The sequence below is a fragment of the Janthinobacterium pasteuri genome (assembly GCF_051380775.1).
Lineage (GTDB): Bacteria > Pseudomonadota > Gammaproteobacteria > Burkholderiales > Burkholderiaceae_D > Janthinobacterium.
The window spans coordinates 24,928-47,761 of record NZ_JBNYXS010000024.1; the positions used below are offsets into that span (position 1 = coordinate 24,928).

At 62.7% G+C, this 22,834-nt stretch carries 22 protein-coding genes; 17 read left to right on the plus strand and 5 right to left on the minus strand.

Features of this window, described 5'->3' with window-relative positions; genetic code table 11:
* Positions 1-68: 68 nt before the first annotated feature.
* From ACQ4WN_RS21095 to ACQ4WN_RS21155, 13 genes are all read left to right on the plus strand, one after another.
* Positions 69-647, plus strand: a complete 579-nt coding sequence (locus ACQ4WN_RS21095; RefSeq protein ID WP_436553281.1) for a pilus assembly FimT family protein — start codon at positions 69-71, stop codon at positions 645-647.
* Positions 634-1,263, plus strand: coding sequence for a type IV pilus modification PilV family protein (locus ACQ4WN_RS21100; protein WP_436553282.1), 630 nt, complete (start codon positions 634-636; stop codon positions 1,261-1,263). The genes ACQ4WN_RS21095 and ACQ4WN_RS21100 overlap by 14 nt, the downstream gene beginning before the upstream one ends.
* Entirely contained in the window at positions 1,260-2,156 is an 897-nt protein-coding gene (locus tag ACQ4WN_RS21105; protein WP_436553283.1) for a prepilin-type N-terminal cleavage/methylation domain-containing protein, read from the plus strand. Before ACQ4WN_RS21100 ends, ACQ4WN_RS21105 begins: the two co-directional genes overlap by 4 nt.
* Positions 2,153-2,602, plus strand: a complete 450-nt coding sequence (locus ACQ4WN_RS21110) for a pilus assembly PilX family protein (RefSeq protein ID WP_436553284.1) — start codon at positions 2,153-2,155, stop codon at positions 2,600-2,602. Before ACQ4WN_RS21105 ends, ACQ4WN_RS21110 begins: the two co-directional genes overlap by 4 nt.
* A gap of 21 nt (positions 2,603-2,623) precedes the next feature.
* On the plus strand, positions 2,624-6,364 hold the full coding sequence (locus ACQ4WN_RS21115; protein ID WP_436553285.1) for a LamG-like jellyroll fold domain-containing protein: 3,741 nt from the start codon (positions 2,624-2,626) through the stop codon (positions 6,362-6,364).
* A gap of 168 nt (positions 6,365-6,532) precedes the next feature.
* Positions 6,533-7,477: a type IV pilus biogenesis protein PilM gene (pilM, locus tag ACQ4WN_RS21120; protein ID WP_436553286.1), complete on the plus strand. Its 945-nt coding sequence runs from the start codon at positions 6,533-6,535 to the stop codon at positions 7,475-7,477.
* Positions 7,474-8,175 carry an MSHA biogenesis protein MshA gene (locus ACQ4WN_RS21125; protein WP_436553287.1) on the plus strand — a complete coding sequence of 234 codons (702 nt, stop codon included), beginning with the start codon at positions 7,474-7,476 and terminating at the stop codon, positions 8,173-8,175. The genes pilM and ACQ4WN_RS21125 overlap by 4 nt, the downstream gene beginning before the upstream one ends.
* Positions 8,172-8,894: a type II secretion system protein M gene (locus ACQ4WN_RS21130; RefSeq protein WP_436553288.1), complete on the plus strand. Its 723-nt coding sequence runs from the start codon at positions 8,172-8,174 to the stop codon at positions 8,892-8,894. The genes ACQ4WN_RS21125 and ACQ4WN_RS21130 overlap by 4 nt, the downstream gene beginning before the upstream one ends.
* The gene (locus ACQ4WN_RS21135; protein WP_436553289.1) at positions 8,879-9,277 is read left to right on the plus strand and encodes an MSHA biogenesis protein MshK; all 399 of its coding nucleotides are present in this window, start codon (positions 8,879-8,881) and stop codon (positions 9,275-9,277) included. Before ACQ4WN_RS21130 ends, ACQ4WN_RS21135 begins: the two co-directional genes overlap by 16 nt.
* A complete protein-coding gene (gene mshL / locus ACQ4WN_RS21140; RefSeq protein WP_436553290.1) occupies positions 9,264-11,072 on the plus strand; it encodes a pilus (MSHA type) biogenesis protein MshL in 1,809 nt (602 codons plus the stop codon). The genes ACQ4WN_RS21135 and mshL overlap by 14 nt, the downstream gene beginning before the upstream one ends.
* Positions 11,073-11,978, plus strand: a complete 906-nt coding sequence (locus ACQ4WN_RS21145; protein WP_436553291.1) for an ExeA family protein — start codon at positions 11,073-11,075, stop codon at positions 11,976-11,978.
* 17 nt (positions 11,979-11,995) lie between these two features.
* Positions 11,996-13,087: a tetratricopeptide repeat protein gene (locus ACQ4WN_RS21150; RefSeq protein ID WP_436553292.1), complete on the plus strand. Its 1,092-nt coding sequence runs from the start codon at positions 11,996-11,998 to the stop codon at positions 13,085-13,087.
* 11 nt (positions 13,088-13,098) lie between these two features.
* Positions 13,099-14,016 (plus strand): alpha/beta hydrolase, encoded by a 918-nt coding sequence (locus tag ACQ4WN_RS21155; protein ID WP_436553293.1) that lies wholly within the window; start codon positions 13,099-13,101, stop codon positions 14,014-14,016.
* 116 nt (positions 14,017-14,132) lie between these two features.
* On the opposite strand, the gene ACQ4WN_RS21160 is transcribed toward ACQ4WN_RS21155, so the two are convergent.
* The 3 genes from ACQ4WN_RS21160 to ACQ4WN_RS21170 form a co-directional block, all read right to left on the minus strand.
* Positions 14,133-15,236 (minus strand): HD-GYP domain-containing protein, encoded by a 1,104-nt coding sequence (locus ACQ4WN_RS21160; protein ID WP_436553294.1) that lies wholly within the window; start codon positions 15,234-15,236, stop codon positions 14,133-14,135.
* Between the two features lie 47 nt (positions 15,237-15,283).
* A complete protein-coding gene (locus ACQ4WN_RS21165) occupies positions 15,284-16,462 on the minus strand; it encodes a pyridoxal phosphate-dependent aminotransferase (protein WP_436553295.1) in 1,179 nt (392 codons plus the stop codon).
* Positions 16,463-16,544: 82 nt separating this feature from the next.
* A complete protein-coding gene (locus tag ACQ4WN_RS21170) occupies positions 16,545-16,979 on the minus strand; it encodes a putative toxin-antitoxin system toxin component, PIN family (protein ID WP_436553296.1) in 435 nt (144 codons plus the stop codon).
* 30 nt (positions 16,980-17,009) lie between these two features.
* Between ACQ4WN_RS21170 and yaaA the strand changes: the two genes are divergently transcribed.
* Positions 17,010-17,780, plus strand: coding sequence for a peroxide stress protein YaaA (gene yaaA / locus ACQ4WN_RS21175; RefSeq protein ID WP_436553297.1), 771 nt, complete (start codon positions 17,010-17,012; stop codon positions 17,778-17,780).
* A 158-nt stretch (positions 17,781-17,938) separates the two neighbouring features.
* Here yaaA and ACQ4WN_RS21180 read toward each other — a convergent pair whose 3' ends face one another.
* Positions 17,939-18,742: an outer membrane protein assembly factor BamD gene (locus tag ACQ4WN_RS21180; RefSeq protein ID WP_070220227.1), complete on the minus strand. Its 804-nt coding sequence runs from the start codon at positions 18,740-18,742 to the stop codon at positions 17,939-17,941.
* 101 nt (positions 18,743-18,843) lie between these two features.
* Here ACQ4WN_RS21180 and ACQ4WN_RS21185 point away from each other — a divergent pair, with 101 nt between their 5' ends.
* Positions 18,844-19,857: an RluA family pseudouridine synthase gene (locus ACQ4WN_RS21185; protein WP_436553298.1), complete on the plus strand. Its 1,014-nt coding sequence runs from the start codon at positions 18,844-18,846 to the stop codon at positions 19,855-19,857.
* Positions 19,857-20,642: a peptidoglycan editing factor PgeF gene (gene pgeF / locus ACQ4WN_RS21190; RefSeq protein WP_436553299.1), complete on the plus strand. Its 786-nt coding sequence runs from the start codon at positions 19,857-19,859 to the stop codon at positions 20,640-20,642. The genes ACQ4WN_RS21185 and pgeF overlap by 1 nt, the downstream gene beginning before the upstream one ends.
* A gap of 16 nt (positions 20,643-20,658) precedes the next feature.
* On the opposite strand, the gene ACQ4WN_RS21195 is transcribed toward pgeF, so the two are convergent.
* Positions 20,659-20,892, minus strand: a complete 234-nt coding sequence (locus ACQ4WN_RS21195; RefSeq protein ID WP_436553300.1) for a hypothetical protein — start codon at positions 20,890-20,892, stop codon at positions 20,659-20,661.
* 102 nt (positions 20,893-20,994) lie between these two features.
* Between ACQ4WN_RS21195 and phaC the strand changes: the two genes are divergently transcribed.
* Positions 20,995-22,710 (plus strand): class I poly(R)-hydroxyalkanoic acid synthase, encoded by a 1,716-nt coding sequence (phaC, locus tag ACQ4WN_RS21200; protein ID WP_436553301.1) that lies wholly within the window; start codon positions 20,995-20,997, stop codon positions 22,708-22,710.
* The last annotated feature ends 124 nt before the right edge of the window (positions 22,711-22,834 follow it).

Genomic DNA, 22,834 nt, shown 5'->3' on the forward strand with positions numbered 1-22,834 from the left:
CGCCAGGCGTTTTTATTCTTCCGGGCATGTTTCAGCCGTCATGCCGCTCATTGCCACAGGTATCCACGATGCTGTCTCCAGCAGGTTTGATGTTTGCCGGGCCGGCCAGCCATGGGCGCCGGCAGCGCGGCTTCACCCTGGTCGAGCTGATTGCGGTGCTGGTGGTGGGTGGCATCCTTGCCGCCGTCGCCGTGCCGCGTTTCTTCCGGCAAGACAGTTTTGATGCGCGCAGTTTTGCCGATCAGAACGTCAGCATGCTGCGCTATGCGCAAAAGCTGGCGATCGCGCAAAACCGGCCCGTCTTCGTATTGCTTAACGGCGGCCGCATCGCCCTGTGTTTCAATACTGCCTGCGACGCCGCCAACCGCGTCTTGCCGCCGGCGGGCGGCAACAGTGGCCGCAGCGCCACTATGGGCGCCTGCGCCAATACCACGGCGTGGCTGTGTGAAGCGCCACCCAACAAGATCAGCTACAGCGTGCCGGCGGATGCCGCTGCTTTTTACTTCAATGCACTGGGCCGTCCTTACAAGTCCACTGACACCGAACCTGTCTCCAGCTTTCCCGCGCGCGTCAGCATCGGCGTCAATGGCGGCGGCATCGCGCGCAACATCATCGTCGAAGGGGAGACCGGCTATGTCCATTACTAGGGGCGCAGCCATGGCGGCGCGCTGGCCGGGGCAGCGCGGCGTGACCCTGATCGAGCTGGTCATCTTCATCGTGGTGGTCAGCATCGCCGTTGTGGGCCTGCTGCAAATTTTTACGCGCACCACGGCCAGCAGCGCCGATCCGCAATTGCGCAAGCAGGCGCTGGCCATCGCCGAAGCCATGCTTGATGAGATCGAAGGGGCACGGTTTACGTTTTGCGATCCGCTCGCTGATCCTGCCGCCGACATGGCGACGAATGCAGGACTGGTCAACAGTGCCACCAATCCCACCGGCTGCAACACGCCGCAAAATGTCAGCGCGACGGAGCCCGCCACGGGCCGGCCGTATTACAATGTCAGCGACTATGTGCGCGCCTTCAACACTCCCCTGAGCTACAAGGAGGACGTGGCCGGAAAATTGCTTCCTGACGGCTATAAGGTGAGCGTGGCCATCAGCCCCGATGCGGGGCTGGGGCCTGCAAACGCCATGCTGCCTTCGGACGCCACGCCCATCAACATGAATGTCTTGCGCATCACGGTCACGGTGACGTATGGCACGAATCAACAGCTCGTGCTGGCCGGCTACCGCACGCGCTATGCAGGCAATGCCGTCCCATGATGATGTCTTTACGCCCCCGGCAGCGCGGTTTCACCTTGATCGAACTGATCGTGGTCATCATCATCACGGCCATTGTCGCCGGCATGGTGACGGTGTTCATTCGTGCCCCCGTGCAAAGCTACCTGGATGTGAGCGCCCGCGCCGAACTGGCGGACGCGGCCGATACGGCATCGCGGCGCATCACGCGCGAGGTGCGCCTGGCCTTGCCCAACAGCGTGCGCGTGACGAGCAATAGCAGCGGCAGTTATCTGGAGCTGCTGCTGACCAAGACGGGCGGACGTTATCTGTCGGAAGATGATGACCTCAGTGCGACGCCGGGCAAGGTGCTGGCCTTCGATCCCCTCACGCCGGGGAGCAATGCGAACGTCTTTACCATCGTGGGCGCCGTGCCGTCCGGCTTGCAAACCATCGTTCCCGGCGACTTTATCGTCGTCAACAATCTGGGCGATCAGCCTCCGGTGGACGCCTATAATTGCAGCGGGCAGTGCAACCGCGCCCAGGTCGCGTCCATCAGCGGCAACGATGTCACGCTGGCCAGCAATCCCTTCGTCGCGCAAACGCCGTCCATGCCTTCGCTCAGCTATCGTTTCCATGTGGTCAGTACGGTCGTGACCTATCATTGCGCGCCGAATGCGAACGGCACGGGCACGCTGACGCGCTATGCCGGCTATACGATCCAGGCGACCCAGCCGGTGAGTACAGCGGCGCTGCTGACTGGCGCGCCGTCGGCGGCGCTGTTGGCCAATCAGGTGGCCGCTTGCGGTTTTTCTTTCGATACGCTGCCGAACCTGCAGCGCGGCCTGGTGAGTGTCAGCCTGACCCTGGGCATGCCCGGCGGCAACGCGGGCCAGATCACGCTGGTGCAACAGGCACAAGTCAATAATTCGCCATGAGAAACTCCATTTCCCCCATGTCGCACGGGCGGCAGCCATGCCGCCCGCCGCGCGGCTTCAGCATCGTCACCGCCATCTTCCTGCTGGTGGTGCTGTCCGCGCTGGGCGTGGCGCTGCTCTCCATCTCCACCATGCAGCATGCCGAGTCGGCGCTGGACGTGCAGGGCGCGCGCGCCTACCAGGCGGCCCGCGCCGGCATGGAGTGGGGCGTGTACCGGCAGCGCGTCGACGGCAAATGCGTCGCCAGCAGCGATTTTGCCTTGCCGGCAAATAGCGCGCTGAACGGCTTTCGCGTGACCGTGCGCTGCACGCAGGCGGCGGGCGCATTGCCCCGTTTCCAGGTGATTGCCACCGCCTGCAACCAGCCTGTGGGTGGCGTTTGCGCCACTGCCAACGCCACGAATAATCCCGATTATGTGCAACGCGTCGTGCAGGCGGAGTTTTAAACGGCAGCTTAAAGGAGCAACATGCAGGCAGTCATCTCGTTATGGATAAACGCACTGGCCCGGCTGGCCGCTCTGGCCATGCTCTGTTGCGCGCCGGCCCAGGCGGCAACCTATGCCAACACCAGTTTTGCCTACAACTGGATTGACGCCAGCAACCATGCCAAGCTCGGCTATAACACCACACCGTACAAATTCAACGGTTCCGCCGGCTGCGGCACCGCGCCACCCATCCTCGACGATACGCTCAGCGATGCCTTACCCATCGGCTTCAGCTTCATGTATTCCGGCGTGGCCTTCACCACCTTGCGCGTGATGACGAATGGTCGGGTGCAATTCAATAACAATGTCACCTGCGGCTATGGCAGCCCGGTGCAGACGCAGCCCTATCCGGACAGCGGTTTGAATTACACCATGCGCATCTATGGCAACGACCTCGACCCCACCTCGAAACTGGAAGTGCCCACCTACAATACCCCCTGCGCCAGCCGCCTCACTTGCTATGTCAGCTACGCCACCATCGGCACGGCGCCGTATCGCAGCTTCGTGGTGACCTGGAATAATGTGCCGGAATGGACCACCGGCGCCAATCCGACCGGCTCTTACAGCCTGCAATTGATCTTGCAGGAAAACGGCGAATTCGTTTACCAGTATGGCGCCGCTGTGGCGGGGCCTTCCGGCAAGCTGGGGCAGATAGGCTGGCAGGCGGACAGCAACGATTACGATACGCCGCAGACCGGTTTTCCGGTGACGAACTCGGCGATCAAGTTCTACATTCCCCGCCCGGTGCTCGAGTACCGCATGGAGCAGCCCAGCTGGAACAATACGCCGGCGCAAGTGAGCGATACCAGCGGCAACGGGCGCGACGGCACGGTGCTGGGCGGCGCGCAGACGATCGCCGCCGGTCGCGTCTGCCGTGCCGCCAGTTTCCCCCTCAATACCAGCACCTCCGCCATCGATGCTGTCGACAGCGGCCTTTCCGTGCCTGGCAACATGGGCGGTGCCGGCACCATCACGTTCTGGTACAAGGCCAACACGGCCTGGTCCGGCAGCGGGGCGCGCGATGCGCAACTGCTCGACGCCACGCAGCTGAACAATGAATGGTTTTTTCTCGTGCGGCGCAGCACGGGCGCCCTGCGCTTCGTCGTCACGGACAGCCTGGGCAACGTGCGCGTGGTGGAAACGGCTGCCAATAGCGTGCCCGCCGGTACCTGGAAGCATATCGCCGTGAGCTGGAGCTTCAATGCGCTGGCGGCGTCCAATAGCGACCGCCTGCGCATCTACGTCGATGGCGTGCTGCAAAAGGAGTCGGCGTTTACCACCGCTGCGGTGGTCTCGCCGCGCATCGGCAGCCTGTTCATTGGCGACAACCGCAGCACGGTGACGGGGCAGAACGGCAGCGGCAATTCCACCGATGGCGCCATCGACGAATTGCGTGCCTATAATTATGAGGGCGGCCTGGCGCTGGTGCAGCGCGATCAGAACCTGAGCCAGGCCGGCTGCCTGAGCCATTATGCGGTGACCAATTCAGGCACGGGTCTGACCTGCCAGCAAAGCACGGTCACGGTGACGGCGCATGACGTCAATCACAATAATATCGTGATGCCCAACAACACCACGCAAATCCAGCTGAGTACCTCGAACGGCATCGGCGACTGGGCCCTGATCTCGGGCTATGGCGTGCTGTCGAATGGCACGCTGAACGACGGCGTGGCGACGTATCTGTTCAACGGCGAGTACCAGGTAGTGTTCGGCCTGAGCAGCGGCACGGCAGCCACCGTCAGCGTGAATGTGACGGATGGACAGTTCACGGAGCAGGAAGACCAGTCGCTGGTGATCAAGGCGTGCGCGGTGGCCCGTTTCAACGCCTGCGAGGCGACGTCGCCCCGCTGCGTGCCCAGCACCAGCAGTATCAGCTATGCGCGGCTCAATACCAAGCTGGCCGACACGGCCTTCAAGCTCGACCTGGTAAAACTGAAGAGCGATGCCAGTCTGGAAACGACTTTCGTTGGCGCGGCCACGGTCGATTTGCTGGTCAATACCGCTACCGGCGTCGCGCTGGGGGCGAATAATTGCCCGCTCACCCAGACGGCGGTCATTCCGCTGGGTCTGGTGGCGTTTACGGGCGGCTATTCGACCACGAACGTCAGCATCCCGGCCAGCGCCATTGCCGCCGTGGCGCCCCGGTACAGCGCCTACCGCGACGTGCGTGTGCGCGTGACATGCACCGCGGCCGTGTGCGGCACAGCCAATGTGGGTTGTTCGACCGATAATTTTGCGGTGCGGCCACAGGAGTTCACGCTCAGTTCCAACATGAGCAATAGCGGCCTGAGCGGCACGCCCAGCCTGGCGGCGGGCGCCCAGTTCACCTTGGGCGCGGCGGCCGTTGCCGGCTATAACGGCACGCCGCTGGTCGACAATACCGCGGCAGGCCAGAAAATCACCGGTTTCCTCAGTGCCACCGACTACACCGACCGCCTCGCGTCGACATCCAATGCCAGCCCGTTTCCGCTGGGACAGGCGGTGCTGGCCAGCGGCCTGGCCAGCAACAGCGGCGTGACCTATGGCGATGTCGGCACCTTCCGCATGCTGCCCGAGGCGGTGCTCGACAATGCCTACACCAGCGTCGACCAGCCTGGCGATTGCGTCATTGGCAGCAGCAGCAATACAGCCGTGAATGGCAAGTTTGGCTGCAATATCGCCAACCAGGCGCAAACCCCGGTCCCCGTCTTCGGCCGCTTTTTCCCTGACCACTACGCGCTTACGGGCGCACTGACGGCGGCCTGCGGCGACTTCACCTACCTGGGCCAGCGCGAACTGGGCGTCGTGCTGGGCGCGACGGCATTGAGCAAGGGCAACCAGATTCTGGCGCGCTATGGCAGCGCCTATCCCGGACGCGCCAGCGTCAGCGTGGGTGCCAGCAATGCCGGCGCGGCACTCTCCATCGGCCGCCTGGCGCCAGCCTTGCCCACCTTTGCCTGGAACCAGGGGCGCAGCGGGCGTTCCTACACGACCGATGGTGGCGCGTATGCCGCCGGCAGCACGCAAGTGGTGGTGGCAGGCAGCGGCGGCCTGTCGGCGGGCGAACTGATCAAGTTTGGCGGCGATACCGCCATCTATACGGTGCAGACAGGCACTGCCGGCGCTGGCAGCATTACGCTCGCCGCGCCTGGCCTGCAGCAGGCGATTCCCAGTGGCGCGACGGGCATCACGGTACTGCACAGCTTTGACCGGCTGGCCAGCGGTCAGGATGGCCCGTACGACGATTTTTCGCTGGTGGTGGGCATCAGCGACAGCGACGGCGCGCTCATTTCCAGCGTGAATAGCCTGGCGGTCGCGCCCGCCGCCAGTGTCGCCATCGGCGATACCCGGCTGCGCCATGGCCGCTTGCGCATCAACAATATGTATGGCTCGGAAAAGCGCGCGCTGCTGGTGCCCCTGGTCGCGCAATACTGGAACGGCAGCGCATATGCCGCCAATACGCTGGACAATTGCACGGCCCTGCTGCGCAAGAATTTCGTCTTGAAGGATTATCTCAACCTGACGGATGCGCAGTTGCCAGCCGCGGCCACCTTGCCGCTCGACAGTGGCTTGCTGCAGCAGGGCGCCGGCAGCGTACTGATGGCCAAGCCCGCCGCGCCCATGACGAAAAAAGGCACGCTCACGCTACAGTCGCTGATACCTTACCTGCCGGGACAGGCGCGCCAAACCATAGGCGCATTCAAGAGCGACCCCATACTGCTCTTCATGCGTGAAATATATTGAATGGCAGGCGATTTTTCGGCGCGTCGTGACAATCGTGGTGTTTTCCTGAAAATATGTTGTCAATGTTTTCTTTTTTAACCTGTTCATACCTGCTATGAATTAAAATTGATTCAATGCATCATTCGGACGGCACCGCTGTCGTCGCATTTCATTCTCTGGATCGGTGGCATGGGTTTATTCGCAAAAGCAAAAAAACACGAAGGTTGGCTGGCGACATCATTCTCAGCGGAAGGCGTGTGCGCTGCCGTGGTCAAGCGGCGCGCGGACGACAAGCCGCTGGTGCAGGCAGCGGTCATGTATGCCGGACGCAAGCCGCTGGCTGCGGCGACCCTGGAGAAAATGCACCGCGATGTACATGCCCAGTCTTATCGAAACACCACTTTGCTCGGCGCGGGCGAGTATCAGATACTGACGCTCGACGCGCCGAACGTGCCGCCGGAAGAGCTTAAGACTGCCGTGCGCTGGCGCCTGAAGGATATGATCGACTTTCCGGCGGCGGACGCCACCGTCGACGTCATCGATATTCCAGCCGACAAAAACGGGCCGGGACGCGCGCAATCGCTGTTCGCCGTCGCGGCGCGCAACACTGCCGTGGCCCAGCGCCAGGCGCTGTATGGCGAATGCAAGATCGCCCTGTCGGTCATCGATATCCCGGAAATGGCCCAGCGAAATATCGCGGGCTTGATGGAAACGCCGGGCCGCGGCCTGGCCATGCTGTCTTTCGATGGCGAAGGGGGGCTGTTGACCGTCACGTTCGATGGGGAACTGTACCTGGCGCGCCGCATCGACGTGACCGTGGCGCAGCTGGCCGATACCAGCGACACCCAGCGGCAGCAGTATTACGACAGGATCACGCTGGAACTGCAGCGTTCCTTTGACCATTTCGACCGTCAATTCCATTTTATTTCCGTTGCCAGGCTGGTCCTGGCGCCGACCGGCAGCGACGGCCTGCATGCTTACCTTGCGGACAATTTGTACATGCCGGTCGAGGCGCTGGATCTGACGGCCCTGTTTGATTTTTCCAAGGTGCCGGACCTGTTGGCCGCTGCGGGCCAGGCGCGCTTTTTCCTGGCCCTGGGTGCGGCCCTGCGGCAAGAGGAGATGCCAGCGTGAGCCAGCAAATCAATCTGTTCAACCCTGCGTTTGAAAAACGCAAGCAGGCGCTGTCGGCGCTGGGCTTGCTGCAGGGCCTGGGGCTGGTCCTTGCCGTCAGTGCGGCGGTGGTCTGGTTCGGCGCGCGCCAGGTGGCCGCGCTGGAGCGGGCGGCGGCCGACGCCAAGGTCGTGCTCGATGCACGCGAGGCGCGGCGGGCGGATGTGTTCGCGCGGTTTGCCGTGCCCGGCAAGGACCCGCTGATCGCGGGCGCGCTGGGCCGGGCAGAGGCTGACCGCAGCGCCTTGCTGGAAGCCGGGCAAATTCTGCAGGGCGGCGAACTGGGCAATAGACACGGTTATGCCGATTATTTCCGCGCCTTCGCGCGCGCCAGGGTCAATGGCTTGTGGCTGACGGGAGCGAGCATTGCCGGCGCAGGCAAGGAAACCGAGATCGGCTTGCAGGGGCGCGTCGTGCAGCCGGACTTGCTGCCCCAGTACATCAGTGCCTTGTCCAGGGAATCGGCATTGCAGGGCAAATCGTTCGCGCGCCTCGACATGGCCACCGCTCAGCTTCCTGCTCAGGCCGCCGTGTCGGCGCCGGCATTGCCGGGCGCCGCGCCGGCCGCTGCCGTGGCAGCACCGGTGCCGCGCTTTATCGAATTCAGTTTGCAAGCGTCGGCGGCACCCGTCAGCGAAGCAGGGGCGGTCAAGCAATGAAACAGCAATGGCAACAATTTGCGCTGAAATTTGATGCGCTCAGCGCACGTGAACGGTTCATGGTCTTTGGCGCCAGTGCCGCGCTGCTGATTTTCACGGTGGTGTATCTGTTCGTCAATCCGCAGTTGGACAAGCGCAAGGCGCTGGCCGACACGATTGCACAGCGTCAGCAGGCCGTCGCAGCCATCGATGCCGAGATGGCGCAAAGGATGGCCGCGCATGCGGGCGACCCCAACCAGCAGGACCGCATCCGGCTCGAACGGATCAGGCAGGAAGTCCAGCAGATGCGGCAGGCCCTGCAATCGACGCAAAACGGCCTGGTGGCGCCCGAACGCATCGTGCCGATGCTGCAGCAATTGCTGAAACAGCAGGCTAACTTGCGCCTGGTGTCGCTGGCCACCTTGCCATCCGGTCCCATGGGGCAGGGCGGCCATGTCGCCAGCAAGGCGGCGGCGTCCGCTTCTGCCGCCGCGCCTGCCGGGCAGTCGCCAGCGGACGCCGAGCCGGCGAAGGCGCCGGCCGTGCTATACCGCCATGGTGTGGAAATCGTCTTGCGTGGAAGTTATCTGGATATGGTGAATTATATGGATGCCGTGGAGGCCATGCCGTCCCATGTGTTCTGGGGCAAGCTCAATATGCAAGTCGAGCAGTACCCGAATGCCACGCTGAGCCTGACCTTGTACACGCTCAGCCTGGACGAGAAATGGATCGCGCTGTGATGCGCGCCGGTCGTTGCGTGCTCCTTGCGGGCGTGCTGCTGGCTTTGGCGCCGGGGGTGTTTGCACAGGCGCTGGTCGATCCCACGCGGCCGCCCGATGCGGCGCCTGTCCTCGGTAGTACGGCCTCTGCCGGTGCGGTGCGGCCGCAGCTGCAATCGGTGTTGATTTCCAATCGGCCTGGCGGGCGGCGCCTGGCCGTGATCGATGGCCGCAGCGTGCGCGCCGGTGACAGAGTGGACGGCGCAGTCGTCGTCAGCATAGGCGAAGCGAGCGTGGCGCTGCGGCGCGGCAAGACCCTGGAAACGCTGCGGCTGACTCCGCAGACGGTAGACGCAAATGATGCAATGCATGTACGAAGGAAACAGGTTCATGTCACCCAATAAACACAAGGCGGGAATGCGGAAGATACTTGAAATTAGCAAGCGGGCAAGCGTGCTGGGACTTGCTGCGGGTTTGTGCGCCTGCAACGTTGCGCCTGTGAAGCGCGACACCTACAATGCGATCAAGGAGCAGGTGGCAGGCGCAGTGGCCACCACCAGCCCGGCGGCGCAGTCGGCCGCGGTGGAAAACGCGCTGCTGCCGCCGGCGTCCGCGCTGGCCGCGCAGTTGCCCAAGGCGCGCGGCGTGCTGGACGAGCGTTTCAATGTCGCGTTCAACAATGTCCCGGCACGCCAGTTCTTTCACTCGCTCGTCAGCGGCACGCGCTACAACATGCTCGTGCATCCGGATGTGCAGGGCAATATTTCCGCCAACCTGAAAGATGTGACGCTGTTCGAGGCGCTCGACGCCGTGCGCGAGATGTATGGCTATGATTACAAGGTTGATGGCACGCGCATTGCGATTCGGCCCCTCACCATGCAAACCCGCATGTTCCAGGTCAATTACCTGACGGGCAACCGCAAGGGCACATCGAATTTGCGCGTTTCTTCGACCTCGGTGGGCAATGCCGGCACCAGCAATAATCAGTCGGGGCAGTCCAGCCAGCAGAGTCCGCAGAACCAGCCGCAGCAGCCCGGCCAGCCCGGCAGCCAGGTGGTGATCGATAGTTCCAACCTGAGCACCACGTCGGACAGCAATTTCTGGGCAGAATTGAAAGAATCGCTGGGCGCCATCATCGGCGGCTCGGGCGATGGTCGCAAGGTGGTGATCAGCCCGCAGTCGGGCGTCGTCGTGGTGCGCGGCATGCCCGACGAATTGCGCGCCGTCGACCTGTACCTGAAGGCGACGCAGCTGTCGGTAGACCGCCAGGTGATCCTGGAAGCCAAGATTCTCGAAGTAGAACTGAACGATAATTTCCAGACCGGCATCAACTGGGCCTCGTTTGCCTCCATCAAGAGCGGCCATACGAACCGCATCTCGACGGGCTTCATCCAGCCGGGCGGCACCCTGGCGCCACTGCCGTTCAACGGTGGCCAGCCGCCGAACATGACGAATGGCAACGGCCTGACGGCCAGCAGCGGTTTTGGCCTCAGTTCGGCGGCGAACGCGGCCGGCTCGATGTTCGGCCTGGCCTTCCAGACCGCCAATTTCGCTGCCATGATTACCTTCCTGGAATCGCAAGGTGCCGTGCACGTGCTGTCGAGCCCGCGCATCGCCACCATGAACAACCAGAAGGCCGTGCTAAAGATAGGCACGGATGAATTCTTCGTCACCGGCGTGAGCACCACCGTCACGTCGACCGGCACCACGGGCGGCACCACCTCCAGCCCGAACGTCACCTTGCAGCCATTCTTTTCCGGTGTGGTGCTGGACGTGACGCCGCAGATCGATGATCAGGGCAATATCATCCTGCACGTGCATCCGTCCGTCAGCCAGGTCACCACCATCAGCAAGGAAATCGACCTGGGCAGTGCCGGTTCGCTGAAATTGCCGCTGGCCGCCTCCAGCACGTCCGAGATGGACAGCATGGTGCGCAGCCAGGATGGACGTATCGTCGCCATCGGTGGCCTGATGCGCCAGGCCACCACCTCGGACCGCTCGCAAGTGCCGGGCGCGGGCGATATTCCCGTGCTGGGCGCGCTGTTCCGCAATACGGGACAGGTGATCCAGAAGCGCGAACTGGTGGTGCTGATCAAGCCGACCATCGTTGAGGGCGCCAACAGCTGGAACGAGGACTTGCTCGATTCGGGCAAGCGCATCGAGGCGCTCGACCCCCGCCGCCCATCGGAGCGGCGCTAAATGTACCAGGCCCATTTCGGCTTGCGCGAGGCGCCGTTCGGCCTCACGCCCGATACCAGTTTCTTCTTCAACGGCCCGCAGTCGCAAAAGGCGCTCAACACCTTGCTGGTGGCGGCGCGCAATGGCGAGGGCTTCATCAAGATCACTGGCGAAGTGGGTACAGGCAAGACTTTTCTTTGCCGAAAGTTCATGCAGTCGCTGGGGCCGGACTTCGTCACGGCCTACATCCCGAATCCGAACTTGCCGGCCCGTTCGCTGATCCTGGCGCTGGCCGATGATCTCGATGTGTTGCTGGAGAAAGATGCTGATCAGCATCAGTTGCTCAAGTCGCTCAACTTGCGCTTGCTCAACCTGGCGGCACAGGGCAAGCGCGTGCTGCTGTGCCTGGATGAAGCGCAGGCGATTCCCGTCGACAGTCTGGAAGCCTTGCGCCTGCTGACGAACCTGGAAACGGAAAAGCGCAAGCTGTTGCAAATCGTGCTGTTCGGCCAGCCCGAGCTGGACGTCAAGCTGGCCCTGCCGGAAATCCGCCAGCTGGCGCAGCGCATCACCTTTCACTATCACCTCGGGCCCTTGTCGCGCGACGATGTGGATTTTTATGTGGCGCACCGCCTGCGCGTGGCCGGTTTCGATGGCGCGCGCCTGTTCAGCCGGGGCGGCGTGAGCAAGCTGTACAAGGCTTCCGGCGGCATCCCGCGCCTGATCAACATCATGGCGCACAAGGCGCTGATGGTGGCGTACGGCGAAGGCCGGCAGCAGGTCAGCGGACGCCACGTGGCGCTGGCCGCCAGCGATACCCTGGCCAGCAAGCCGCGCCGCTTCTGGCAACGACCATGGCCGTGGCTGGCCGGCACCGGCGTGCTGGCCGCCGCCTGCGGCGTGAGCTGGACTTTATTGAATCGATGACGAAGATGAGCCTGTAGATGAGCCTGATTAACAAGATGTTGCAAGACCTCGATGCGCGCGGCACCCCCGATGGGCGCGGCGACGCGGCCGGCATCCGCTCCGTGCCCGAACGCGAGCGCGGCGTTTCGCGCGCGCTGGTCTTCGGCGGCGCGGCCGGCCTGACGGCGGCCGCCATCGCCCTGGGCTGGGTCTACCTGAAGCGCCCGGCCGTGCCGCCCGTGCTGGTCAGCGTGGCCAACACGCCGCAGCCGGTGGCTGCACCGCTACCCGTGCCGCTCCCCGTACCGGTGTCGGCGCCTGTGGCTGCGCCTGCTCCGGTCGCTGCGCCGGCGCCGGTCGCTACGGCGCCTGTGGCACCCGAGCCGGTGTTGCCGGCCGGGGAAACGGTCGCGCCAGCCAAGCTGCGCGCTGCTGAAATGCGCCGCATCACGGAAAAACCCGCCAGGTCTGCCGTGGCGCACGTGGCGAAGACGCCAGCGCCTGCCGTCAGTGAGCGCATCATCGATGGCAAGCAAGTCACCGCGCAGCAGCGCGTGGAGAATGACTACCGGCGCGCGCTGGCCCAGTTGCAGGATGGCCGCGTTTCGGACGCGCTGGCCGGCTTGCAGCATACCCTGCAGCTGGACCCGCGCCACCAGGGCGCGCGCGAAACCCTGGTGCGCCTGCTGCTCGAAGCGCAGCGTCCCGACGAGGCGGCGCGTCAGTTGCAGCTGAGTCTGGCATTGGACCCGAAACAGCCGGCGCAGGCGATGATGCTGGCCCGTTTGCAGCTGGACAAGACCAACGGCGGCGCTGCGGCCCTCGACACTTTGATGCGCAGCCTGCCGTACGCCGCCGACAGCGGCGAATACCATGCCTTCCTGGCCGGCGTGTTGCAGCGCGAGCAGCGCTACCGCGAAGCGGCCGAGCACTACCAGCTGGCCCTGCAGACAGCGCCTGACAACAGCGTCTGGTGGATGGGCCTGGGGATAGCATTGCAAGCCGACAATCACCCGGCTCAGGCGCGCCAGGCGTTCGAGCGGGCCAAGGGCTTGCAAACCCTGTCGCCGCAACTGCAGGCGTTTGTCGAGCGCAAGCTGGTACAGTTGACGGCGGCTGCTGCAAAATAGCAATTACCTCAATGAAAGAAGCCAGCTTGAAGCCGCGCAGTCTGCTCATCGTCTTTTGCTTCCTTGCCAACAGCGCGCTGGCCGCACCCGCCAGCGCGCCAGCCACCTACGTTCTTGACAATACCGAGGTACGCGACATCCATGCGCAAGGCTTGAACCGCGATTACCAGGTGTATGTGGCCTTGCCCGATTCCTATCGGCAAGGCAGCAAGCGCTATCCGGTGCTGTTCGTCGTGGACGCCAATTATTCGTTCGCCATCGTGCGCAATATCGCGCAGCGCCTGAACAAGCATGCCGGGATGGAAGAAGTGGTGGTGGTCGGCCTGTCGTACGCCAATGGCGATGGCGGGGTGTACAGCCGCCGCCGCGATTACACGCCCACCACGCCGCGCAAGCATGATTACCGCTCGGACATGCCGGGGCGGCAACCGGCATTCGGCGAAGCGAAGGCCTATGGCCAGTTCGTCTCGGGCGAGGTGTTTCCCTTCATCGCGCAGCATTACCGCGTGAACATGCAGCGCAAGGTTTTTATTGGCCATTCTTATGGCAGCCTGCTGGGCTTGCAATTCCTGCTCAGCGAACCGCGTACCTTCGAGCATTACATTCTCGGCAGTCCGTCGCTGTGGTACGACGCCGGCGTCATGTTCGACCGCGAGCAGGCGTACGCCGCCAGCCACAAGGACTTGCCCGCATCGGTCTTCTTCGGCATCGGCGGGCTGGAAAAGCTGGCACCAGGAAAGAAGCGCTCGCGTTCGGAGGAAGACGCCGACATGCTGGCCGATTTGCGCGAGTTCGACGGCAAGTTGAAATCGCGCAAGTTCCCCGGCTTGAAGACGCGCTTGCGCGTGTTCGAGGACGAAGACCATGCGAGCGTGTTTCCTTTTGTCCTGACGCATGGATTGCGGGCGTATTTGACGTCAGTGAAGTGAATCGCGCTCAGGCGCACATGACTGTCTCGCCCCGGAAACGCTGGAGTGGACAACGTTGGAGCTTGGTCTCCAACAGCCGTTGCTGAACGCTTTCTTGAGGGTGAGCTGAAGCAGCTTTACAACCGCGCCTCATCACCCCACACATGCCGCATGCTGAAATGCAAGCCGGCATCGTCTTCATGCAGGGACGAAATGATGGCAAAGCGGCTGTCGGCCGTGTCGCGCGGGGCGAGTTGCATCAGCTCGGCGGCGGCCAGCGGCGCGCCCAGGGGGGCGCTGAGCGGATGCACGTGGGCGGCGCCCCGTTGCGTGACGACGCCCAGTTCGCCGCTGCGCAGGCGCACCAGGGTGCCGGGTGGATATTTGCCCAGCAGCTTGACGAACTGTTCTCCCAGCAGCGGGTCGATGGGCACGCCCTGGTCGAGGAAGATGTGCTGCAGCGCCTGGTCGGGGACGATGGAGCGGCGGTAGTTGCGCGCCGAGACGCGGGCGCAATAGCGGTCGGCCAGGCCGATCAGCTTGGCGTTTTGCAGGATTTCATCGGCCGTGCGTCCTTGCGGGTAGCCGCTGCCGTCGTCGTTTTCATGGTGCAAGAGTACGCAACTGAGCCATTCCTCATCGTCGACGCCGGCGCAGCGCAGCAGTTCCGTGCTTTCCTGCGGATGCTGGCGCACGATGCGCATTTCTTCATCATTCAGGGGGCCGCGCCGGTCCTGGAAGCTGTCGTGGTGGCGCAGCATGCCCACGTTCATCGTCAGCGCGGCGGCACCGATCAGTATGAGTTCATCGTGGCACTTGTGCATGCTGCGCCCCACCAGCATGGCCAGCAACGCCGTTTCGATGCAGTGGCGCACGGCGTAGGTGCCGGCGATCTGATTGAGCAGGATGCTGGCCAGGGCGATGTCGGCATCGTGCCCGAGCGCGCGCAGCAGTTCGCGGGCGATGTCGCGCACGTCGCGCTCGGCATTGCTTTCGCTGCGCAAGTCCAGCAGCAGCCGTTCCAGGCGCTGCGCCGCCTCGTTCAGCAGGCGCAGCACGGATGGCTGTTCGGGCGTGCCCACGTAGAGGCCCAGTTGCAGCAAACGGCCCAGCTGCGCACCGTCCGTGATGATTTGCCCCTTGCGTAGTTGCGGGCCGGCACTATGGTCAGCCAGATACATATCCCAGGGCAGGGGTTCGCCGGGAACCAGGTCGGCCGGGCCGATGCGACGTTGTACCATGCTGTCATCCTTTGCTCCGCCGTGGCGAAGCCATGCTCAGTGCTCGGTTAAATGCTGCGCAGACGCTCCAGCGCCAGGTGCAAGGTCTCGTCTTTTTTTGCAAAGCAGAAGCGCACGATGCCCGACTCCTTGCCCTGCGCGTAAAACGCCGAGACAGGGATGGCGGCCACCTTGATTTCGGCCGTCAGCCACTCGGCAAACTGCGCTTCGGTCTCTTGCGAAATGGCATCGTAGCGCACGCACTGGAAATACGTGCCGTCGGCCGGCAGCAGAGTAAAGCGGCTGTCCGCCAGGCCGTCGCGGAACACATCGCGCTTGCGCTGGTAAAACGCGGGCAAGTCCAGGCAGGGCTGCGGGTCCGCCATGTAGCCGGCCAGGCCGTGCTGCATGGGCGTGTTGACGGTAAACACGTTGTACTGGTGCACCTTGCGAAATTCCGCCGTCAGGGCCGCAGGTGCCGCCACATAGCCCACCTTCCAGCCCGTCACGTGATACGTTTTGCCGAAGCTGGAAACGATGAAGCTGCGCGCCGCCAGTTCCCCGTTGCGCGCGAGCGACTCATGGCGCACGCCGTCGTACACCATGTGTTCGTAGACTTCATCGGACAAGATCAATATTTGCGTGCCGCGCACGATGTCGGCCAGGGCCGCCACGTCGGCAGGGCGCAGGATGGTGCCCGTCGGATTATGTGGCGTATTGATGATGATCAAGCGCGTCCTGGTGCTGACGGCAGCGGCCAGCTTGTCCCACGGCACGCTGTAGCCGGACTCTCCCACTTCCATCGCCACCAGCACGGGCACGCCGCCGGCCAGCGCGATGGCGGGCAGATAGCTGTCGTAGGCCGGTTCAATGACGATGACTTCGTCGCCCGGATGCACGCAGCACAGTATGGCCGTGGTGAGCGCCTGCGTGGCGCCGGCCGTGACGGTGATCTCCGTGCCCGCATCGTAGTCGTGGCCATACAGGCTGGCGATCTTCGCGGCAATCGCTTCGCGCAATGGGGCGGCGCCCGTCATCATCGGATACTGGTTGTGGCCGGCGCGCATGGCGTTGCTGACGAGATCGACCAGGGCCGGGTCGCAATCGAAGTCAGGAAAGCCCTGGCCCAGGTTGACGGCGCCATGCTGGGCCGCCAGGCTGGACATGCGGGTAAACACGGTGGTGCCCACTAGAGGCAAACGGGAGGTCAGGGTGGGAGTCAGATGGGGCAGGGACGGGCTGTTCATGAACGGTAGGGTCGCGGTGCGTAAAGTGGAATCGTGTCCCATTCTAGCGCAGCGCGTGTCGATCCGTGCAGGCCTCGATGGCTCAGCCTGGCAAGGCCCAGCCTTCCGGCAGCATGATCTTGAACATGCCGGCCTTGGCCGTCTTGCGGGCCAGTTTCAGCAGCGCCTTGTCCTTGGTGATGAGGATGTCGGCGTTGGCGTCGCGCGCCAGTTCGAGGAATTTCTGGTCATCCTTGTCCGTGCAAACGGGCAGGCGCACGCCGGAGACGGGCGGTGCCACCACCGTAATGTGGGCGTCGAAGCGGGCGGCGGCAACCGCGCGGCTGGCTTCATCGAGCGGCAGATGTTTGTAATGCAACACTACCAGATATTCCGCGCGGCAATCTTCGCGCGTGATCGCATGCACGGCGCCGCTTTCCATGGCCGCCAGCAAAGCTGTCCAGCGCGGGTCGTTGAAGACAAAGAGGTCGAGGCAAACGTTGGTGTCGAGGACGAGTTTTTGTGGAGCAGGTATCATGTCGGCAATTCTATTCTGTAGTGATAATTTATGTTGATCGTGCTTTCGCCCGCCAAGAGTCTCGACCTGGAGACGCCGCCAACAACCTCGTTGCACAGCACCCCCGATTTTCTCGACCATTCCGCCCAGCTGATAGCCCGCATGCGCGAGTTCTCGCCCGCCGAAGTGGGCAGCCTGATGGGTATTTCAGACGCCTTGTCGGCCCTCAACGTCGCCCGCTACGCCTCCTGGACGCCGAAGCTGGCGGAAGCGCGCCAGGCCATCATGGCCTTCAATGGCGACGTGTATGCCGGTTTCGAGGCGCGCAGCCTGCAGCCGGCCCAGCTCGACTATGCCCAGTCGCGCGTGCGCATCCTCTCGGGCCTGTATGGCTTGCTGCGCCCGCTGGACCTGATCCATCCGCACCGCCTGGAAATGGGCACGCGCCTGTCGACCGCGCGCGGCAAGGATTTGTATGCGTTCTGGGGCGACACCATCACCAATGGCCTGAACCGCACGGCAAAAGAGCAGGGCGCGAAAGTGCTGGTTAATCTTGCTTCCGAAGAATATTTCAAATCCGTCAAGCCGCGCCAGCTGGACGTGCCCGTCATCGCGCCCGTGTTCGAGGACTGGAAGAATGGCAAGTATAAAATCATCTCGTTCTACGCCAAGCGCGCGCGCGGCATGCTGGCCCGCTATGCGGCTGTCAATCAGATCCGCGATCCGCAGCAGCTGAAACAGTTCGACGTCGACGGCTACGCGTATGTGCCGGAAGCGTCGAACGATACCAGCTGGGTGTTTCGACGCAAGGTTGGCGAGTAGGCGCGAATGAATCAGTAAAGCACCCCAGCTGCAAAAGCGGGGGTCGTCCCCTCAGGGGCCATACGTCCCAGTGGGACGCATGGCGATCGCGCAGCGACCGACCTCAGTTTTCGCCGTTGGGTCAAGAAAAAACCGGAGCAAGCTCCGGTTTTTTTATCTTACTGCCAGAATTTCCACCACTTGCGTTCCTTGTTCACCCCTTCCGGGCTGAGGAATGCCGTGTTCGGGTAGTTCTTGGTCAGCACGCGCAAGGTGTCGTCGCGCAGGTCGGTCAAGCCCAGCTTGTCATACGAGCGGTACATGATGAACAGCGCTTCTTCGATGGCGGGCGAAGCGGCAAAGTCCTTGACCGTCGTTTGCGCGCGGTTGGCGGCGGCCAGGTAGGCGCCGCGGCGGTAGTAATAACGCGCCACGTGCACTTCGTATTTCGCCATTGCATCGATCAAATAGTTCATGCGGGCCAGCGAATCGGGCGCGTACTTGCTATTTGGGAACTTGTCGACCAGTTGCTTGAAGGCCGCAAACGCTTCGCGCGTGGCTTTCGGGTCGCGCTCGGTCGGGTCTTGCTCGTACAGGAAGTTCAGGAAGCTGATCTGGTCGTTAAAGCTGATCAGGCCACGCAAGTAGTACATATAGTCTACATTGGCGTGGTTCGGATGCAACTTGATGAAGCGTTCGACAGCAGCCAGTGCCTGCGCCTGGTCTCCCGACTTATAATACGCGTAAGCGATCTCCATCTGCGCTTGCAGAGCATAGTTGCCGAAAGGATAGTTAGCCTCCAGCTTCTGGAACAGGCCGATTGCAGCTTCATAGTGCTGCCCGGCCATTTCTTCACGCGCCTCCGAGTATAATTTCGTAACGGACCAGTTTTTGGTCTCATCCACTTTTTCAGGCAACAAGCTGCAAGCGGACATGCCGAGCAGAACGACTGAAGCGACTACCAACGATAATTTTTTTTGCATGACGTTTTGCAAGAAGGTTTTAACCAAGATTTTACAATAGGCTGATTATAGCCGATGGGAATGCTGTGATATTAACTCCGAAGCCTAATTTGGCTGACCCCGTGTTTGACTCCCTTTCTGACCATGCTCCCGAAGAGGCGTTTGACGGCGATTTTACCGCCGACGACGTCTTCGAGGAAATGGCCCCGATTACATTGGAACTGACGCCGGACGCCTGCGGCCACCGCCTCGATAAAGTGATTTCCAAGCTGGTGCCGCAATACTCGCGCAGCCGCTTGCAATTGTGGCTGGAAGCCGGTTTCGTGACCGTCGATGGAAAAGTTGCCAAACGCAACATGACCGCCTATGGCGACGAGAAGATCGTCATTCTGCCGCAAAGCGCGCCGGAAGACGAGGCTTTTAAGCCGGAAGCGATGGAATTGAACATCGTGCACGAAGATGAGCATATCATCGTGATCAACAAACCGGCCGGACTGGTCGTGCATCCGGGCCCCGGCAACTGGTCCGGCACCCTGCTCAACGGCCTGCTGCACCACTGTCCGCAACTGGCTGGCGTGCCACGCGCCGGTATCGTGCACCGCCTGGACAAGGATACCAGCGGCCTGATGGTGGTCGGCAAGACCCTGGCTTCGCAAACGGATCTGGTGCGCCAGTTGCAGGCGCGCACCGTCAAGCGCGAGTATTTTGCGCTGGTGTGGGGCACGCCGAAAATGGCGGGCACCATCGACGCCTCCATCGCGCGCCACCCGCGCGACCGGGTCAAGATGGCCGTGTCCGAAAACTTTACGGCCAAGCCGGCTATTACGCACTATGAATTGATCGGCAGCGGCGAGCTCGACCGCCGTCCCGTCAGCCTGATGCAATGCCGCCTGGAAACAGGCCGCACGCACCAGATTCGCGTGCACATGCAGCACCTGGGATTTGCGCTGGTCGGCGACTACGTGTACGGCAAGCAGCACCTGGTGTCCGTCTTCTCGCGCCAGGCATTGCAGGCGCGCCGCCTGGGTCTCGTGCATCCGGGCACCCTGGAAGCGTGCGAGTGGATCGTGCCGCTGGCCGATGATTTCGCCGAGCTGATCGCCACAGCCGGTATTCCCGAGCCGGAACAGGTCTGATGACGTCACCGTTGCCTTGCATTATTCCCCATTGGCCCGGCCTGCCCGCGAACGTGGGCGCGCTGGCGACCGTGCGCGCGGGCGGCGTCAGCCAAGGACCTTACGGTGACGGGCAGGGCGGCGGTGGCTTGAACCTGGGCGTGCACGTGGGCGACGAGCCCGCGCACGTGGCCGCCAACCGCGCGCGGCTGGCGGCCATCTTGCCATCCGAGCCCGCCTGGCTGTCGCAGGTGCATGGCGTGGCCGTGGCGGACGCAGCCAAGCTGCACGGTTGCGTGCCCGATGCCGATGCCAGCATCACCACGCAGGCGGGTGCCGTGTGCGTGGTGATGACGGCCGATTGCTTGCCGGTATTGTTCTGTTCGACAGATGGGATGGTCGTCGGTGCGGCCCACGCGGGCTGGCGCGGCCTGGCCAACGGCGTCTTGCAGCGCACGGTGGAAAACATGCGGGCGCAGGGCGCGACGGATATCCTCGCCTGGCTGGGGCCGGCCATTGGTCCGCAGCAATTCGAAGTGGGACAGGACGTGCTGCAAGCGTTTCGCGACGGCGCGCGCGATGCTGCCGAGCGGCAAGTGCTGAGTGCTGCGTTCGCCGCCATCGCTGGCAAGCCGGGCAAGTACCTGGCCGACATCTATGCCCTGGCGCGCACCATGTTGCTGCGCGATGGCGTGGCGCAAGTGGCGGGCGGGGAGTACTGCACCGTCAGTGATGCGACGCAGTTTTACTCGTACCGGCGCGATGGCGTCACGGGAAGACAGGCCAGCTTGATCTGGCGCAAATAATCTGCACGGCAGACACTTATGTGTCTGCCGTTTTTGTTTTATCGTCTGTTGAGGCAAGCGCGCGCGCCTGCAGTTCAGCGATGCGCGCCGCCTTGCGTTTGCGTCGCCGCGAGCCCGTCAGATAGAATAGGATGGACAGCGGGATGACGCAGTACAGCACGAAGGTCATCACCCCGGCGACGATGGATGGTTCCGTTAGCGCCATGAGGCCGACGACATAGATCCAGGCAACAGCGGTCATGAGCATCATGCGTAGTGGCAGTCAGTAAAAGTTTGCATGCAGGTGGCCCGGAAGTAATTATTTATTAATTCTTGAATGGACTTACATTTTATGAATATGCCCGATCCTCAAATGATGACCAAGGAATGGATGGCGCAGATCAGCAATCCTGAGCAGTGGAAAACGTGGTTCAACATGGTACCGCAGCCCCAGGGCAATCCGATTGCCGGCATTTTGCAGGATGCGGGCGCCAGCATCAAGCCGGAAGCGATCGAGCAGCTGAAAGATGCCTACGTGGCCAAGCTGACGGGCTTGTGGACCGATTTTATGGCCGGCAAGACGCCAGAGCTGAAAGACCGCCGCTTCGCCGCGCCCGCCTGGCACGCCAGTCCCCTGTCGGCCTTCAATGCGGCCGCCTATTTACTGAATGCGGAGTTTCTCAGCGCCATGGCCGATGCCGTGGAAGCGACGCCGCACCAGAAGCAAAAGATTGCGTTTGCCGTGCAGCAAATCGTCGACGCCATGTCACCCGCCAATTTTCTTGCCACCAATCCCGATGCCCAGCAAACCCTGATCGAGACCAAGGGCGAAAGCCTGACCAAGGGCTTGAGCAATATGCTGACCGACATGCAAAAGGGCCGCATCTCGCAGTCCGACGAATCGGCCTTCGAAGTGGGTCGCAACGTGGCAACCACGCCGGGCACGGTGGTGTTTGAAAACGCCTTGTTCCAGCTGATCCAGTACACGCCGACGACGGCCACGGTACACCAGCGGCCGCTGCTGATGGTGCCGCCGTGCATCAATAAATTCTATATCCTTGACTTGCAGCCAGAAAACTCGCTTGTGCGCTATGCGGTGGAGCAGGGCAATACCGTATTCCTCATGTCCTGGCGTAATCCGGACATGAGCATGCAGCACCTGACGTGGGACGATTACGTCGAGCAAGGCGTGATCGAAGCCATCCAGGTGACGCAGGACATCTCCGGCCAGGACAAGCTCAATATGTTCGGCTTTTGCGTGGGCGGCACCATCGTCTCGACGGCGCTGGCGGTGCTCAAGGCGCGCGGTGAGAGTCCGGCCGCCAGCCTGACCCTCTTGACCACCTTCCTCGATTTTTGCGACACGGGCGCGCTCGACGTCTTCATTGACGAGCCGCAAGTGGCGTTGCGCGAGCAGAGCCTGGCCAAGGGTGGCCTGATGTCGGGCCGCGACCTGGGCAGCACGTTCTCCAGCCTGCGGCCGAACGACCTGGTGTGGAACTACGTGCAGTCGAATTACCTGAAAGGCAAGGAGCCGCCTGCGTTCGACTTGCTGTACTGGAATGGCGACGGCACGGGCTTGCCGGGCCCGATGTTCTGCTGGTATCTGCGCAACACTTACCTGGAAAACAGCCTGAAAGTGCCGGGCAAGCTGACGGTGGCCGGGGAGCAGGTCGACCTCAGCAGCATCGACGCGCCCGCTTTCATCTATGGTTCGCGCGAAGACCATATCGTGCCCTGGGGCGCGGCCTACGCCAGCACGGCCCTGCTGAACCCGAAAAAACCGAAAGCCAACCGTTTCATCCTCGGTGCTTCGGGCCATATCGCCGGCGTGATCAATCCGGCCTCGAAGAAAAAGCGCAGTTACTGGAGCAATGACCAGCCACGCACGGCGAAAGCCAAGCCCTTGAGCGCCGAGCAATGGATGGAAGGCGCGACCGAGCACGTGGGCAGCTGGTGGCCCGAATGGGCGGCCTTCCTGGCCGAGCACGGCGGCGCACAGGTGAAGGCGCCAGGCAAGCCAGGCAACAAACGCCACGCGGCAATCGAGCCGGCGCCGGGGCGATATGTTAAAGTCAGGGCAGATTAAGTCACAAAGCGTTTTTGCCTGACAAGGTCGGCGTAATCATCGGTCTTGTCAGGAATCTACTTTTAGTTGCGTTGCAATAAATGCGGGAATCTACTACCCTGATGTGCAATGGAGCCATTTTCCA